General features: G+C 67.9%; 14 protein-coding genes. 11 read left to right on the forward strand and 3 right to left on the reverse strand.

What is annotated here, in order from left to right; genetic code table 11:
* Positions 1-21: 21 nt before the first annotated feature.
* From BLT81_RS04645 to BLT81_RS04670, 6 genes are read left to right on the forward strand one after another with little or no spacing between them, the layout of a single operon-like run.
* Positions 22-1,116 carry a M24 family metallopeptidase gene (locus BLT81_RS04645; RefSeq protein WP_019194662.1) on the forward strand — a complete coding sequence of 365 codons (1,095 nt, stop codon included), beginning with the start codon at positions 22-24 and terminating at the stop codon, positions 1,114-1,116.
* A 5-nt stretch (positions 1,117-1,121) separates the two neighbouring features.
* On the forward strand, positions 1,122-1,850 hold the full coding sequence (locus tag BLT81_RS04650; RefSeq protein ID WP_019194663.1) for an SDR family oxidoreductase: 729 nt from the start codon (positions 1,122-1,124) through the stop codon (positions 1,848-1,850).
* Between the two features lie 16 nt (positions 1,851-1,866).
* A complete protein-coding gene (locus BLT81_RS04655; protein WP_019194664.1) occupies positions 1,867-3,063 on the forward strand; it encodes a lipase family protein in 1,197 nt (398 codons plus the stop codon).
* Positions 3,064-3,072: 9 nt separating this feature from the next.
* The gene (locus tag BLT81_RS04660) at positions 3,073-3,630 is read left to right on the forward strand and encodes an FxsA family protein (RefSeq protein WP_019194665.1); all 558 of its coding nucleotides are present in this window, start codon (positions 3,073-3,075) and stop codon (positions 3,628-3,630) included.
* Positions 3,631-5,151, forward strand: coding sequence for an apolipoprotein N-acyltransferase (lnt, locus tag BLT81_RS04665; protein ID WP_019194666.1), 1,521 nt, complete (start codon positions 3,631-3,633; stop codon positions 5,149-5,151).
* 13 nt (positions 5,152-5,164) lie between these two features.
* Complete coding sequence (locus tag BLT81_RS04670; RefSeq protein WP_407918964.1) at positions 5,165-6,136, forward strand: polyprenol monophosphomannose synthase; 972 nt, start codon at positions 5,165-5,167, stop codon at positions 6,134-6,136.
* A 76-nt stretch (positions 6,137-6,212) separates the two neighbouring features.
* On the opposite strand, the gene BLT81_RS04675 is transcribed toward BLT81_RS04670, so the two are convergent.
* On the reverse strand, positions 6,213-6,587 hold the full coding sequence (locus BLT81_RS04675; protein WP_040421592.1) for an RNA polymerase-binding protein RbpA: 375 nt from the start codon (positions 6,585-6,587) through the stop codon (positions 6,213-6,215).
* 452 nt (positions 6,588-7,039) lie between these two features.
* On the opposite strand from BLT81_RS04675, the gene BLT81_RS04685 reads away from it, so the two are divergent.
* On the forward strand, positions 7,040-7,732 hold the full coding sequence (locus BLT81_RS04685) for a YceI family protein (RefSeq protein WP_019194669.1): 693 nt from the start codon (positions 7,040-7,042) through the stop codon (positions 7,730-7,732).
* Between the two features lie 82 nt (positions 7,733-7,814).
* Here the strand turns inward: BLT81_RS04685 and BLT81_RS04690 are convergent, their stop codons facing one another.
* On the reverse strand, positions 7,815-9,110 hold the full coding sequence (locus BLT81_RS04690; RefSeq protein WP_040421659.1) for a class I SAM-dependent methyltransferase: 1,296 nt from the start codon (positions 9,108-9,110) through the stop codon (positions 7,815-7,817).
* 145 nt (positions 9,111-9,255) lie between these two features.
* Between BLT81_RS04690 and BLT81_RS04695 the strand changes: the two genes are divergently transcribed.
* Positions 9,256-10,656, forward strand: a complete 1,401-nt coding sequence (locus BLT81_RS04695) for an NAD(P)/FAD-dependent oxidoreductase (protein WP_019194671.1) — start codon at positions 9,256-9,258, stop codon at positions 10,654-10,656.
* A 123-nt stretch (positions 10,657-10,779) separates the two neighbouring features.
* Positions 10,780-11,853 carry a magnesium and cobalt transport protein CorA gene (locus BLT81_RS04700; RefSeq protein ID WP_040421594.1) on the forward strand — a complete coding sequence of 358 codons (1,074 nt, stop codon included), beginning with the start codon at positions 10,780-10,782 and terminating at the stop codon, positions 11,851-11,853.
* 3 nt (positions 11,854-11,856) lie between these two features.
* Here BLT81_RS04700 and BLT81_RS04705 read toward each other — a convergent pair whose 3' ends face one another.
* Positions 11,857-12,294, reverse strand: a complete 438-nt coding sequence (locus BLT81_RS04705) for a PaaI family thioesterase (protein ID WP_019194673.1) — start codon at positions 12,292-12,294, stop codon at positions 11,857-11,859.
* A 38-nt stretch (positions 12,295-12,332) separates the two neighbouring features.
* Here BLT81_RS04705 and gndA point away from each other — a divergent pair, with 38 nt between their 5' ends.
* Together gndA and BLT81_RS04715 are read left to right on the forward strand one after the other, a co-directional pair.
* Entirely contained in the window at positions 12,333-13,799 is a 1,467-nt protein-coding gene (gene gndA, locus BLT81_RS04710; RefSeq protein WP_019194674.1) for an NADP-dependent phosphogluconate dehydrogenase, read from the forward strand.
* A gap of 31 nt (positions 13,800-13,830) precedes the next feature.
* On the forward strand, positions 13,831-15,111 hold the full coding sequence (locus BLT81_RS04715; RefSeq protein WP_019194675.1) for a DEAD/DEAH box helicase: 1,281 nt from the start codon (positions 13,831-13,833) through the stop codon (positions 15,109-15,111).
* Positions 15,112-15,121: the final 10 nt, after the last annotated feature.

Genomic DNA, 15,121 nt, shown 5'->3' on the forward strand with positions numbered 1-15,121 from the left:
GACGATAAGGAGACAAGCAGCATGAAAGCGTTTGCCCCGGAGGTCTACCGCGACCGCATCCGCCGCGTCGTCGACGAGCTCCGCCGTCAAAGGATGGCGGGGGCCGTCATCGGGGCGGGCCCCGAACTCGCATACCTCACCGGCTCCTGGGTGAGCTCCCACGAGCGGTTAACGGCGCTGTGCCTGAGCGCTGAAGGCGCGGCGCGCCTCGTCGTCCCCGCCACCGACGCTGGCGGCATCGACGTCGCCGGCGTCGAGATCGTAGGCTGGCGCGACGGCGACGACGCGCACGCCATGGCGGCCAGCGCGCTCGGGGAGGGCGCGCAGCGGGGGCCCGTGGGGTTGGGGAGCTCGCTTACCGCGGATCACGTGCTGCGCCTCCAAGAACTCCTGCCGGAAACGACGCTGGCGGCACGGGCGTTGGCCGGGGTCTTTGCCGTCAAAGACGCACTCGAGATCGAACAGATCGGCGCTGCCGCCGACGCTATCGACGCTGTCCACGCCCGCGTTCCCGGGCTTCTTCGCCCCGGCCGCACGGAGGAGGAGGTCGCACTCGACATCGAGCGCCTCATTCTCAGCGGCCACGACGCCGTGGACTTCGTCATCGTCGGCTCCGGCCCCAACGGTGCGAACCCACACCATAGCCGTTCCGGGCGCGTGCTGCGCGAAGGCGACCCCGTCGTGGTGGACATCGGCGGCAGCTTCGGCGCCGGCTACCACTCCGACTGCACCCGCACCTACCAGGTCGCCGGACCGGCCGACCCCGAGTTCACGCAGGCCTACGCCGTTTTGCAGCGCGCGCAGCAGGCGGCGGTCGAGGCTGCCGCGCCTGGTATGACGGCCGGGGCGCTCGACGCCGTCGCGCGCCGCATCATCGCCGAGGCGGGCTACGGCGACTACTTCACGCACCGAACCGGGCACGGGCTGGGCCTGTCGCTGCACGAGGAGCCTTTCATCGTCGCTGGCTCGGACGTCGAACTGCGCGAAGGCATGGTCTTTTCCATCGAGCCGGGTATCTACCTGCCCGAGCGGTGGGGGATGCGCATCGAAGACATCGTCGTGCTCGAGGGCTCGGGGGCGCGCCGACTCAACCGCGCGCCGCGGGGCCTAAGGTAGGGCCCATGGGAACGTCGCAAGGCACGCTGTTGCTGCTGGGGGCCACCAGCGAGATCGGCGGAGAAGTCGCGGTGCGGATGTGCCGCGGCAGGCCGGTCGTTCTCGCGCTGCGGGATGTGGGGCGCGGGGCGAGCGTCGAAAAGCGACTGCTCGAGGCGGGCGCCACCGCGGTACGCACCGTCGAGTTCGAAGCGACCGACCTGGATTCGCACCGCGCGGTCGTCGAGGATGCGGGCGAGGTGACCACCGCGATTGTGGCCTTCGGCGTGCTCGGGGACCAGCAGCGCGCGGAACGCGACGAGCGCGAGGCAGCGCGCATCGCCACGATCGACTACCTCGCGCAGGTGAACGCGCTGACCGTGCTCGCCGATACGATGACGCGCGGGGAGATTGTTGCGTTTTCCTCCATCGCCGGGTGGCGCCCGCGCCGCGCCAACTACGTTTACGGCTCGACGAAGGCCGGCCTTGACGCGTTTTGCCAGGGGCTCGCCGACCGCCTCCACGGCAGCGAGCTGAAGCTCATCACCGCGCGCCCCGGCTTCGTCATCGGCTCGATGACCGCGGGGATGACGCCGGCGCCGATGTCGGTGACCCCGGGCGTCGTCGCGGACGCGGTCGTCCGCGCGGCGGAGGGGACGCGCAGCGCAACCGTCTGGGTGCCCGGCCGGTTGCGGGTGCTCGCCGCGATCATGCGCCTCGTCCCGCGCCCGATCTGGCGCCACATGCCGCGCTAAGAGAGGTGAACGTGCAGTGAACGTGTTGCCCACCATCCTCCGCGCGAGCGTGCCTTACGTGGCCGATCCGCTGCGTCGCGCGCCGCGCAGCGATCCCGACTTTGCCCCCGCGACGTGGCTTGCGGGCGTTGCGCCCGGCACTTTGCTGCGCTCTTCTGAGATTTCCCCGGTCGGGCTGCACTCGCGGCTCAACCCGGCGAGCGCCCACCGGATCAGCTACGTCACCACGGACACCCGCGGGCGCGTCCTCACCGCCACCGGCGCGGTCATGCGCTCGCGGGTGCCCTGGGCGGGAAACGGGCCGCGCCCGACGGTCGCCTTCGCGCCGTCAACGCAGGGGGTGGCGGCGCGCTGCGACCCCTCTTTCTCGTGCACCGTGGGCTTCGCCGTGCGCACCGGCCCGCTCGACGCGATCGCCTCCTACGAGCAACCCGTCATCAGCCTGCTGATCGCCGCGGGCGCGGACGTTGTTCTCAGCGACTACCCGCGCGACCCGGAAGACCACGTGATGCTCTACGGAGACCACTTTTCGGCAGCCCGCGCTCTCGCCGACGCGGTGCGCGCCGCGCGTGAGCTCGGGGTGGACTCGCGAGTGCTCGGTCTCTGGGGCTTCTCCCAGGGCGGGGGAGCAGCCGCCGGGTGGATGGAAGCGCCGGAGTACGCCCCGGAACTCCAGGTGGCCGCCGCGGTCATCGGCGCCCCGCCGGTCCACCTGCCCGAAGTCCTCGGCCACCTCGAGGGGTCCTTTGTCGCCCCGCTGGCGCTGTACGCCGTGGCTGGCCTCGCCGCCTGGGACGAAGAGATCGCCGACGAGCTCTACGCGCACCTGAGTCCTGCGGGCATTGCCGCCGCGGAAGAAGCTCGAACTACCTGCGCTGTCGGGACCGTGCTGCAGCACCCCTGGGCGACGACGCGGGAGTGGACCACCGCGGGCATTGCGATGACCGAGCTCCTCGCCGACTTGCCCGCAACGCGCAGGCGCCTCGCGGAGCTCGAGCTGGGTACCCGGCCACCCCTCAACGCGCCCACCCGGCTCTGGGCGGGCCTCGACGACAGCGTCGTTCCCTACGACGGGGTGGCGAGGCTCGCTCGGGCGTGGGGCGTGGAGCTGGACACGCGGCGCCCGCCCCGGGTGGGGGTAAGCCATTCCCTCCCGTATTTCCTGCACGCGCCGTGGGACGTGCGTTGGTTGATGGAACATCTTGGCGGGTAGTCTGTGCCCATGCGGCTACTCCTTTTTGCCTATTTCGTCGTCGAGGTCCTTGCATTCATCGGGGTTTCGAGCCAGATCGGCCTCGGGTGGGCTTTCCTCGCGGTCTTCGCTTTGTCCGTGTTCGGCGGCCTCGGCGCGAACATCGCCCTGCGCAACTCGCTGCGGCGCGCCGCCGGCGGGCAGGGTTCGTTGGGCCGCCTAGCAGGCGACGGCGCGCTGCTTGCCGTCGGGTGGCTGCTCTGCATTCTGCCCGGCTTCGTCTCCTCGGCGGTCGGCCTCATCATGGTCTTCCCGCCGACGCGTGCGCTCCTGCGCCGAGCGCTGACCGCGAGCGCCACGAAGGCAATGGAGGACTTCAGCGTGCGCGTTTACTCGGCCTCCCCGGTGGCGCAGTACCGCACGAGCTACGGCACGTTTACCACGCCGCCGACCGAGTCCTCCCAGCCCTCCCAATCCTCCCAGCCCGAGGTCGACGTCGAGAAGCTCGAAGAATGGTTCCGCGCCGACAGTGCCACCGACGACGACCGACGCCGGGGCCGGGATAACGGCCCGGAGGGGACCAGCTAGGTGGCAACGCTCCTGCGCCTGGCTCTCGCCGTTGCCTCTGGGGCGCTCGTGTATTGCTCGTACGAGCCGCTCGGCCTGTGGTTCCTCGCTATCGCGGGCTGTGCCGTGTTCTGGATCGCCCTGATGCCGTGGCGCGATCGCCCCTCGGGCTGGCTGGGCGCGCTGCTGGGCTTCGTCCACGGCGCCTCTATCTACGTGCTCTTGCTGCCGTGGGTGGGGGAGTTCGTCGGCGCGGCGCCGTACCTGGCTCTTTCCGTGGCGCTAGCCCTGTATTCCATACCGGTCGGTGCCTTCGGCGTCCTGCTTGCGCGCCTGCGCTACGGCTTCGTGCTCTTCCCGCTCGTGTATGTGGCGTGGGAGTTTCTCCGCTCGAGCTTCCCCTTCGGTGGTTTCCCGTGGGTGCGTCTCGCGTGGGGGCAGATCGAGGGCCCGCTGCGCTACCTCGCTCCGTGGGGCGGCACGGCTCTCGTGACCACGGCCACCGTCCTCGTCGCCTGCGCTGTCGTCGCCGTTGTTGCTTCTCGACGCCCCGCCGCCCGCCTCACCGCGCTCGCCTGCGCCGTCGTCCCGGCGGGTCTCGCTTTCGCCGCTGGAGCCGCGGCCCCGCCGGCCGGCCCAACCCCGGAGGAGGCGACGGCGACCGTGTCCGCCGTGCAGGGCAACGTGCCCCGTTTAGGCCTCGACTTTAACGCCCAGCGCCGCGCGGTGTTGAGCAACCACGTGGAGCAGACCAAGAACCTCGCCGCCTCCGGCGCGGACCCGGACTTCGTGGTGTGGCCGGAAAACTCCTCGGACGTCAACCCCTTCGCCGATGCGGAGGCCGCCGCGCAGATCACGGAGGCGGTCAGCGCTGTCGACGCTCCCGTCGTGGTGGGCACGATCACCCGCGACGAGGTCGGTGCCCGCAACACCATGGTCGTCTTCGACCCGGTCACCGGGGCGGGGGACCGGCACAACAAGAAGTACCTGCAGCCTTTCGGCGAGTACATGCCCATGCGCGACTTCTTCCGCCTCTTCTCCGAGTATGTCGATCTGGCGGGCAACTTCAAGCCCGGCGATGGCGACGGAACGGTCCAGGTGGGCGACGTCATCCTGGGCGTGGCGACGTGCTACGAAGTCGCCGTGGACGCCGCCTTCCGCTCCGCGGTCGACGCGGATGCCGAGATCTTGGCAACCCCGACGAACAACGCCACGTTCGGTTTCACCGACATGACCTACCAGCAGATGGCCATGAGCCGATTCCGCGCGATTGAGACGGACCGCTCCGTCGTCGTCGCGGCGACGTCCGGTTCCTCGGGCATTATCCTGCCCGACGGCAGCGTCGTCGAGCAGTCCGGCATCTTCGAACCGGCGCTGCTGACCGCGGAGCTTCCGCTGCGCAGCACGGTCACCCCGTCGATGCGCTTCGGCGCGGCCCTAGAATGGCTGATCGTCGCCTGCGGCGTCGCCGCCATGCTCTGGTCGTTGGTGCGGCGCCGAGGCGGGTATGCTGCAAGGGAGAACAAAGACGCACCATCTTAAAGGAGTTATGCCCGTGGCCAACACCACACTGGTGATCATCCCGACGTACAACGAGGTGGACAACCTCCCGCTCATTGTCGACAGGGTTCTTTCGGCGACACCGGACGTTGACGTCCTTGTTGTCGATGACAATTCTCCGGACGGCACCGGTGGGAAGGCCGACGAGCTCGCCGCGGCGCACCCCGAGGTCCACGTTCTGCACCGCGAGGGCAAGGAGGGACTCCTTGCCGCGTACCGTGCCGGCTTCGCATGGGCGCTCGAGCGCGATTACGAGATCATCTGCCAGATGGACGCCGACGGCTCCCACGCCCCCGAGGAGCTGGAGCTGCTTCTCGGCGAAATCTCCAACGGAGCCGACCTCGTCATCGGGTCGCGCTACGTCGAGGGCGGCCAGGTGGATAACTGGTCGAGCGAGCGTTACGCCCTCTCGCGCTGGGGCAACCGCTACATTTCCCTCGCGCTCGGGGACGACGTGGAGGACATGACCGCGGGCTACCGCGCCTTCCGCCGCGAGGTGCTCGAGGCCGTCGACCTGGACGGTCTGTCCACCAAGGGCTACATCTTCCAGGTCGACATGGTGCGCAAGGCGATTGAGGCGGGTTTCGACGTCCGCGAGGTGCCCATCACCTTCGTCGACCGCCAGCTGGGGGAGTCCAAGCTGGACGCGTCTTTCGCCAGCGAGTCCCTGCTCGAGGTCACCAAGTGGGGCGCCGAGCGGCAGTCCGCCTTCCTGCGGGAGCTCGCCCGGGAGACCAGCAAGCTGCTGCGTCACGAGATTGACCAATCGGGTCTGTGGAAGACGCGCCGCGTCGTGGGCGACGTTGCCGAGACGGCCGTGAACATGGTGGGCGAGGGCGCGAAGCTCGCTGGCCACGAGCTGAAGCGCTCCGGCGTCTACGAGCTACCGCGACGCGCCGCGCGTGCCGCCGACACCGCCGTGGAGTTTGTCCGCGAGACGATTCGCGTGGGGGCCTCCGGCCACTAGCGGCCACTAGCGGCCACTAGGCCCACAGACGAACAAAAAACCCGAGCCGCGCTTCGCGGGGCTCGGGTTGTGTTTACTATTTCTTCTGCGCCTGCTGCTCTTTGGCAATGCGCGCCGCGGTGCGGCGCCGCTTACGCAGCTGTTCGAGGCGCTCCTCCAGCAGGACATCGAGTTCCTCGATCGTGCGGCGCTCGCGCAGCATGTCCCAGTGGGTGCGCGGCGGCTTCACGGGCTTCGCCTCGACGCCTTCGCCTTCTATGAGGGTGCCCACTTGGCCGTTCTTACACATCCACTCCTCGGGGATCTCGGCGTCGTCGGCAAAGGGGACGTCGAACACCTCGCCGTTCGGAGTGCGGTACTTCGCCATCTGGCGGGGTGCGAGATCGTGGTCACGGTCCGTCTCGTAGCTCACGGCGCCCATCCGGCTTCCGCGTAGGACCCGATCAGCCATGCTTTACATCCCTTCCTTACGTGAGTTCAATCGCTACAGTATAACGTCAGCGCCGTCTTCTTTGTTCCCGGCGTCGTGTACTACGCTGAGGCTGTGGCTGTGGCTGTGTCTGTGTCTGGGTCCGTCGTCCCTGTTCGTCCCGCGCCCACCTGCCAGTGGTGCGGCGCGGAGCTCCCCGAGCACAAGGGGAGGGGCAGGCGGCGCAGGTACTGCAGCGACTCCTGCAAGCAACGCGCTTACGAGCAGCGCAATGGCGTGAGCGGAACCTCGATCCCACGCGACGCCGTCATCCTGCACCCAGACAAGGCACAACGCATGCGGGATAAACTCTTTGAGTTAAGGTGCGCAGCAGAAGACATAGCGACCGCGCACGCGGAAGGTGCACAGTCCGCCGAAATTCGTCACCTCTGTGACGAATTAGTCGACATAGCCAGAAGTTTGGAGAAGCTCAGGTGAAACGCACGCCCATCATCGTCACCGGCATTATCGCGATCGTCGTGCTGGCAAGTATCGCGATCGTCCCGATGGTCATCTCGCTCATCCGCGGTGGCGCCGGTATCAAGACCGAGGGGATTAACGAATCGAGCTTGCAAGCCGCAAGCACCGATATCGACGGCACGTGGAGCGTCTCCGGCGCCTCCGGGCCGAACCAAACGTCGGCGGGCTTTACGTTCTTCGAGGTTCTGCCCGCCGAACGGAAGTCGACCTCAGGGTCGACGCGCGAGGTCAGCGGCTCGGTCACCGTCGAATCCGGCACCCTCAGCGCCGGCGAGATCGTCGTCGACATGGACACGCTGACGACGGACAGCGACGTGCGCGATAACAACGTGCGCCGCAAGATCCTGCACACGGACCAGTACCCAGTAGCAACCTTCGTTGTCACCGAGCCCGTCGACGTCACGCACGTGCCTGACGACGGCACCGTGGCGCCCGTCGAGCTGACGGGCGACCTGACGATCCACGGCGTGACCAACACGGTGACGCAAGAGTTTGCCGTGGCGCGCACGGGCGACAACGTCGTCGTCGCCGGCGACATTCCGATCGCTCGCACCGACTATGGGGTCGAGACGCCGGAGTTCGTCGCCGCGAAGATCGCGGACGAGGGCGAGATCAACATCCGCGTTAACCTCGAGAAGTCCGAGTAGGACTGGCCGCACCCGCCACTTCCGCGCACATCGCTAATTGTCCGATAATGTACATTATGTCAAGTAATCGCTGAGGGGCCCGCTACCTCCGGCCCCGCCGTGTGCGCGGCACGAGCGTCACGTGGACAAGGTCGAGCATGCCCGCGCGCGCCAGCGCCTCGCGCAGCGCGAACTGCCACTGCCACAGCCGCCGGTACACGGCGTCGAAGCCGTCGGCGGCGGCCTCGCGCAGGTGCGCGTCGAAGGTCTGGCGCTGCAGCCGCAGCGAATGAGCGACATGCTCGGGCGCATGCGACTGCGCGATGATGCGCAGCTCGGTACGGCGGTCAACGAGCGTAGCGAGCTCGTCGGGCGTCGCAAAGCTCAGCCCTGCCCACACGTAGGCTCGGAGGGAGTCGAGCGCGGCATCGGCGGACGCCGAGTACGTCGGCGTCCGCATAATGGTCTGCAGCGCGATACGCCCGCCCGGGTGGATGAGCGCGCCGAGGCCGGCGAGGTAGCCCGCTTTCTCGCGCGGGGCCAGCGCCTCGAGCCGCTCCACCGAGACGGCCGCGTCGTACGATCCGCGACGCTGCTGCCCCTCCTGCGCGACGCGGATCGCGGACCCGCTCACTCCGGCGAAGGTCACGCGCTCGCGGATGGCCCCCGCGGCCGCCGCGTCGGCCGCAAACGAGTCGACCGTCGCCCCACGTCGCGCCGCTTCGATCGCGATCGCCCCGCCCGAGGCCGGGTACTCAGCCAGGTGCGTGCCGGAGCCGACGCGCGCGGCCTCAAGGAGCATCTCGACCGAGCGGGCCTGGGCGTGCGCCAGATCGCCGCGCTCCGCGTCGAGCGGGGCGCCTATAGTTGTCACATCTACAAAATGGGTCGCAGGCGCGCCACCCCGACCTGCGCCCGGCACGTGCGATGTCACAGCGACGCGCTCCTTCGTGGGCACCCCGGTGGCAAAATGCCCGGCGAAACCGCTCATCCCGTCGCCCGCGTACAGCTGGACAAGCTCCGGCGGGACATCTCCGCTGGCCGCGGCGTGCGACCCCGCCTGCACCGCGGGCCGGGCCTTCGGCCGGTAGCCGCCCCGAATCAAGCTCTCGAGCGCGTCGACAAGCGCGTCCGTACTCGTCGCCGACCACTCCCCGGCCATGAACCCCTCCGCGAGCCCCACCCAGCCGCTGTCGGCAATACGCGCGAACACCTCAGGGCGGGCGACGACGATCTTCGCCCCCGCCGCCGGGTCCAGCTCGATCCCGGCCTTCGCGCACGCGCGGGCAAAGACCGCCTCCGCATGCCTCGCCCGCAGCCGAGTCGCCCTGCCAGCGGGCACGGTGGCGACGCCCGGCCACGCCTCGGCGTCGATGGATTCGAGGTGAGACTGGGGCATGCGCGCGGAAACCACGCCCCACACCTTAAACGGCCAAACATTGTGAGGGAGTGCGCCACGTCGCACGGAGAGATAGACGTTTCCGAGGCGAGGCGTATCATGGCGTGGGTAATACAAACCTAGTATCACAAGGAGACGTAACACAATGGCTGATGCAGCCGTTCGACCCGCAGGCAACCGCCACCACGTAGTCATCATCGGCGCCGGATTCGGCGGCATGTTCGCAGCACGCGAGCTTGCCGACGCCGACGTTGACATCACTCTCATTAACCGCACCAACCACCACCTTTTCGCGCCGCTGCTCTACCAGGTCGCCACCGGCCTGCTGTCCACCGGTGAGATCGCCGCCTCCGTGCGCCAGATTCTTGCCCACCAGGACAACGTCGACGTCGTGCGCGGCGACGTCACCGGTGTCGATGTCGACGCTCAGACCGTGACCTTTGAAGAGGGCGAGTTCTCGCAGGACGTCGAGTACGACTCCCTCATCGTCGCCGCCGGTGCTGGCCAGTCCTACTTCGGCAACGACCACTTCGCCCAGTACGCCCCAGGCCTGAAGACGCTCGACAACGCCCTCGAGATCCGCGGCCGCCTGATCAGCGCCTTCGAGCGCGCCGAGGTCGCCCAGACCGCCGAGGAACGCGAGCGCTTCCTCACCTTCGTCGTCGTCGGCGCGGGCCCGACCGGCGTTGAGCTTGCCGGCCAGATCGCGGAGATGGCGCACCGTTCCTTCGGCGGCCAGTACAACAACTTCGTCCCCTCGCAGGCCAAGATCGTGCTCGTCGACGGCGCGCCGCAGGTGCTTCCGCCCTTCGGCAAGCGCTTGGGTAAGAAGGGCCAGCGCGAGCTGGAGAAGAAGGGCGTCACCGTCATCCTCAACGCCATGGTTTCCGACATCGATGAGAACTCCGTCACCTACAAGGACACCAACACCGACGAAGAAACCACGATCCAGGCAGAGACCAAGATCTGGTCCGCTGGCGTCCAGGCCTCTCCGCTGGGCAAGCTCATCGCGGATCAGGTCGGCGTCGAGGCGGAGCGCAACGGCAAGGTCCCGGTGAACGAGGACCTCACCGTCGGCGACAAATCCAACATCTTTATCATCGGCGACATGATGAGCCGCGACGGCCTGCCGGGCGTGGCTCAGGTGGCTATCCAGTCCGGTGAGTACGTCGGCAAGATCATCGCCGAGCAGGTCGAGCACGAGGTCGCCCCGGAAGACCGCGATGCCTTCGAGTACTTCGACAAGGGCTCCATGGCTATCGTCTCCCGCTTCAACGCGGTGGTGAAGATGGGCAAGGTCGAAATCACCGGCCTGCTCGGCTGGTTCATGTGGCTCGCTGTCCACGTCTCCTTCCTGGTCAGCGCTCGCAACCGCCTGGTGTCCATGTTCACGTGGACGCTCAACGCCCTCTCGCCCAAGCGCTACAACTTGGCGACGAGCCTGCAGGAGATGCACGCCCGCACGGCTCTGGATAAGCTGCGCGAGCTCACCAACGAGGACGACGAGAAGCTGCCCGAGGTGCGCGACACCAACGGCGAAAACTAAGCCCTCGCTCCGTGCCACCCGGGTCCGCGCTACGCGGGCCCGGGTTTTTTCGGTCATGCCGTAGTATTCTCAAGGTCTTCATTCGGACGCGCCCCGCGCCACAAGGAAGGGAGGATTACTACCTTGCCGCCATTGATTCCGCTGTCGAAGCAGCGCGGAAAGCGCCCCGCCGGCTCCTCGCGGCCCCCCGTGCCCGTTCCGATCGAGCGCTCGACGGACTTCTGCCGGGTTTTCGTCGACGGTAAACGCCTGCCCGGCGAAGCCCGCATCTCCCACGCCCTCGAGCTAGCCCGGGAGCGGGACAACGCCTTCGTCTGGCTGTCGTTGCGCGAGCCTCCGCGGGCCCAGATGGACAGGCTTGCCGACGTCTTCGGGCTGCACGACCTCATCGTCGACGACGTGGTCACCGCCCACCAGCGCCCCAAGTTCGAGCGCTACGACGACCAGCTCTTCCTCGTGATCCGCACCGTCCAGTACCGCGACGATGAAGAAGTCGAGGACCTCCGCGAGATCATTTCCACGGGAGAAGTGCAGGTGGTGACCGGGCCGCACTTTGCCATCACGATCCGCCACGGCGTGTCCATCCCCGACCTGACCTCCGACCTCGAGGAGGAAGAGGAGCTCGCGATTCTTGGCCCTCCGGCTGTGGCGTGGAAGATGGCCGACTACGTTGTGGACAACTACCTGCGCGTCACCCAGGAGCTGAACCGGGACGTCGACGAACTGGAAAACGAGGTGTTCACCCCGCGCAAGTCGATCAACATCGACAAGATCTACATGTACAAGCGCGAGATCTTGGAAATGCGCCACGCCATCGACCCGCTCGGCCCAGCGCTGCGCGGCGGCGTGACCAACAACAAAGACCTCCTGCGCAAGGCCCTGCGCTCTTATTTTCGTGACGTGCAGGGCAACGCCATGATCGTCAGCGACCACGTCTCCGGGTTCGACGAAAGGTTGTCGTCGCTTCTCGACGCCTCCGTCGCCAAGGTCAGCATGCAGCAAAACCGCGACATGCGCACGATCTCGGCCGTGGTGGGCATGGCGGCGGCCCCGACGATGATCGCGGGCATCTACGGTATGAACTTCACCAATATGCCGGAACTGGAGTGGCGGTGGGGCTATCCCGTCGTCCTGCTCACAATGGCCACGGTTATGCTGCTGATGTACTGGTGGTTCCGCCGCAACGACTGGCTGTAAAGGTTAGCGCTGGCGCAGGATCATCAGCTTCAGGTGGGTCAGGGCGACGAGGGCTCCCTCGTGGCGCATCTCGATGCGCCACAGGTGCGTCGACGAGCCGACGTGGACGGGCTCAGCCACGGCCTCGAGGCGCCCCTGCCTCACGCTGCGTAGGAAGTCCGTGCTGTTGCTCATCCCCACCGCCGGCGCCCCCGAGGCGGCGACGGCGGCGATGGAGCCGAGCGTCTCCCCGATGCTGGCCATTACCCCGCCGTTGGCCAGTCCCATCGGCTGGTGGTGGCGCGGCCCGATGTCGATGTACCCGTCGACGCGCTGCGCCGAGACGTGCGTGACAACAAGCCCGATCGTCCTCGAAAACCCAGAGTCCGCCTCGCGGAGCGCGGAGAGTTCCTCCTCGCTCAAGGGGGTGTCCAGAATCTCTTTTCCGTATTTGGTCTGCATGCCCCGCGATTCTAACCGCGCTGCGTACTATGAGGGCCATGACAAACCCCGAAAACAGCACTCCCCTTGCGCAGATCGGCGTGGTCGGTATGGCCGTCATGGGCTCCAACCTGGCCCGCAACTTCGCGTCCAAGGGCCACACCGTCGCCCTGTTCAACCGGTCCCCCGAAAAAACAAGGGCCGTCCTCGACGCCTACGGCTCTGAAGGCTCGTTCATTGGCACGGAGAGCATCGAGGAGTTTGTTGCCTGCCTCGAGCGCCCCCGGAAGGCCATCATCATGGTGCAGGCTGGCCCGGCCACGGACGCCGTCATCGGCCAGCTCGCGGACGCGATGGAGGAAGGCGACATCATCATCGACGGCGGAAACGCCCTGTTCACCGACACGATTCGCCGCGAGCGCGAGATCGCAGCCCGGGGCCTCAACTTTGTCGGCGCGGGCATCTCTGGCGGTGAAGAGGGCGCCCTGACCGGCCCCTCGATCATGCCGGGCGGCCCGGCCGAGTCCTGGGAGACGCTCGGGCCCCTTCTCGAGGACATCTCCGCAAAGGTCGACGGCGTGCCCTGCGTGACGCACATCGGCCCCGACGGCGCGGGCCATTTTGTGAAGATGGTTCACAACGGCATCGAGTACGCCGACATGCAGGTCATCAGCGAGGCCTACCACCTGCTGCGCTATGCCGCGGGCCTCGAGCCCGCGGCGATCGCCGACGTCTTCGCCGAGTGGAACCGCGGCGACCTAGACTCCTACCTCATCGAGATCACCGCTGAGGTCCTCCGCCAAGTCGACCGCCGCACGGGCACCCCTTTTATCGACGTCATCCTCGACGCAGCGGGCCAGAAGGGCACCGGCCGGTGGACAGTGAAGGAGGCCCTCGATCTCGGGGTGCCCGTCACCGGTATCGGCGAAGCCGTCTTTGCGCGCGCTCTGTCCTCTGCGCTTGCCCAGCGCCAGTCGGCACAGGACGAGGGCCTGCCCTCCGGCCGGCTCAGTACCCTGGAGGAGCTCGGAATCGACCGCACCGAGTTCACGGAGGACGTCCGCCGCGCCCTCTACGCCTCCAAGCTCGTCGCCTACGCCCAGGGCTTCGACGAGATCAACGCCGGCTCGCAGGAGCACGGCTGGGACATCAACCCGGGCGACCTCGCGCGCATCTGGCGCGGCGGCTGCATCATCCGGGCGCAGTTCCTCAACCGAATCACCGACGCCTACGACACTCAGCCGGACCTGCCCTCCCTCCTCCTCGACCCCTACTTCAAGAACGAGCTGGGCGGCCTCGTCGACTCCTGGCGCCGTGTCGTTGTCACCGCGACGCGCCTCGGCCTGCCCGTTCCCGTGTTTGCGTCCTCCCTGTCCTACTACGATTCGCTCCGGGCGAAGCGCCTGCCGGCGGCTCTGATTCAGGGTCAGCGCGACTTCTTCGGCGCTCACACCTACAAGCGCATCGACATGGAAGGCACCTTCCACACGACGTGGTCAGGCGAGCGCGAGGAGCTGGAATACTAGCTCGGCGCCGGTGCCGGGTACACTGCCGGCAATGACCTCTTTCGCCGAGCTCGGCCTCCCCGACCCCATCGTCCGCGTCCTCAGCAAACAGGGCATCACGGACGCCTTCCCGATCCAGGAGGCAGCCATCCCCGACGCTTTGTCGGGCCGCGACATCCTCGGCCGCGGCCCCACGGGCTCGGGCAAGACCTTCACGTTCGGGCTGCCCATGCTCGCCCGCCTCGCCGGCGCGCCCTCGCGACCCGGCAGCCCGCGGGGCCTCGTCCTCGCCCCCACCCGCGAGCTCGCGGCCCAGATTCGCGAGCGGCTCGAGGACCCCGCCTCGGCGCTGGGGTTGCGCGTGATCGACGTCGTCGGAGGCGTGAACATCAACCACCACATCCGCGCGCTCGCCGCGCCCGTTGACCTACTGGTAGCCACCCCGGGCCGCGCCGAGGACCTCATCAACCAGGGCAAGCTCGACCTCGGACGCGCCGAAATAACGGCGCTCGACGAGGCCGACCAGATGGCCGACATGGGCTTTCTCCCCCAGGTGCGCAAACTGCTGGATCGCACGCCTAACGACGCCCAACGGATGTTGTTCTCCGCAACGCTCGATGGGGACGTCGAAAAGCTCGTGCAGGCCTATATGCACGACCCGGTGACGCACTCGACGGCCCCCGCCGAGGCGGCCGTGGACACGATGGCCCACTACGTGCTGGAGGTCGGCGACCGCGAGCAGCGCAACGACGTCGTGCTGCGCATTGGCGCGCGCGAGGGCCGCACCATCATGTTCATGCGCACGAAACATGGGGTGGACCGGCAGGTGAAGAAGCTGCGTCGCGCGGGCATCCACGCGCAAGGGCTGCACGGCGATAAGGGCCAGGGGGCGCGCACCCGGGCAATCGAGGGGTTTAGCGACGGTTCAACGCCCGTTCTCGTGGCCACCGACATCGCCGCCCGCGGTATCGACATCGGGGGTGTCTCTCTCGTCGTCCACGTCGACCCTCCGGCCGAGCACAAGGCGTACCTGCATCGAGCCGGGCGCACCGCGCGCGCGGGCACGTCGGGGACGGTCGTCACCCTCGCCATGGATGAACAGCGCGACGAGGTCGCCCAGCTGCTCCGCAAGGCCGGGGTGGAGGCCACGAGCGTTACTGTTGCGCCGGGGTCGGAGGCCTTGGTTAGAATCACAGGAGCGCGCGAACCTCAGGGCCCGCCGCTTCCGCCGCCCGGGCACGCCAGCCCTGCTGGCCCCGGCACCCGCACTGGAACGGGTGGGAAACGTCGCCCCGCTCGGTCGCGCCGACAACGAAGGGGCGGCGGGCGCTAACACGCCGCCC

Origin of the sequence: Corynebacterium timonense (assembly GCF_900105305.1) — a bacterium.
Classification (GTDB): Bacteria; Actinomycetota; Actinomycetes; order Mycobacteriales; family Mycobacteriaceae; genus Corynebacterium; species Corynebacterium timonense.

Coding starts and splice junctions, on each gene's coding strand:
- BLT81_RS04715 (WP_019194675.1), top strand. CDS start 13,831: ATGACCTCTTTCGCCGAGCTCGGCCTCCCCGACCCCATCGTCCGCGTC.
- BLT81_RS04695 (WP_019194671.1), top strand. CDS start 9,256: ATGGCTGATGCAGCCGTTCGACCCGCAGGCAACCGCCACCACGTAGTC.
- BLT81_RS04660 (WP_019194665.1), top strand. CDS start 3,073: ATGCGGCTACTCCTTTTTGCCTATTTCGTCGTCGAGGTCCTTGCATTC.
- BLT81_RS04650 (WP_019194663.1), top strand. CDS start 1,122: ATGGGAACGTCGCAAGGCACGCTGTTGCTGCTGGGGGCCACCAGCGAG.
- BLT81_RS04705 (WP_019194673.1), bottom strand. CDS start 12,294: ATGCAGACCAAATACGGAAAAGAGATTCTGGACACCCCCTTGAGCGAG.
- BLT81_RS04675 (WP_040421592.1), bottom strand. CDS start 6,587: ATGGCTGATCGGGTCCTACGCGGAAGCCGGATGGGCGCCGTGAGCTAC.
- gndA (WP_019194674.1), top strand. CDS start 12,333: ATGACAAACCCCGAAAACAGCACTCCCCTTGCGCAGATCGGCGTGGTC.
- BLT81_RS04645 (WP_019194662.1), top strand. CDS start 22: ATGAAAGCGTTTGCCCCGGAGGTCTACCGCGACCGCATCCGCCGCGTC.
- BLT81_RS04690 (WP_040421659.1), bottom strand. CDS start 9,110: ATGCCCCAGTCTCACCTCGAATCCATCGACGCCGAGGCGTGGCCGGGC.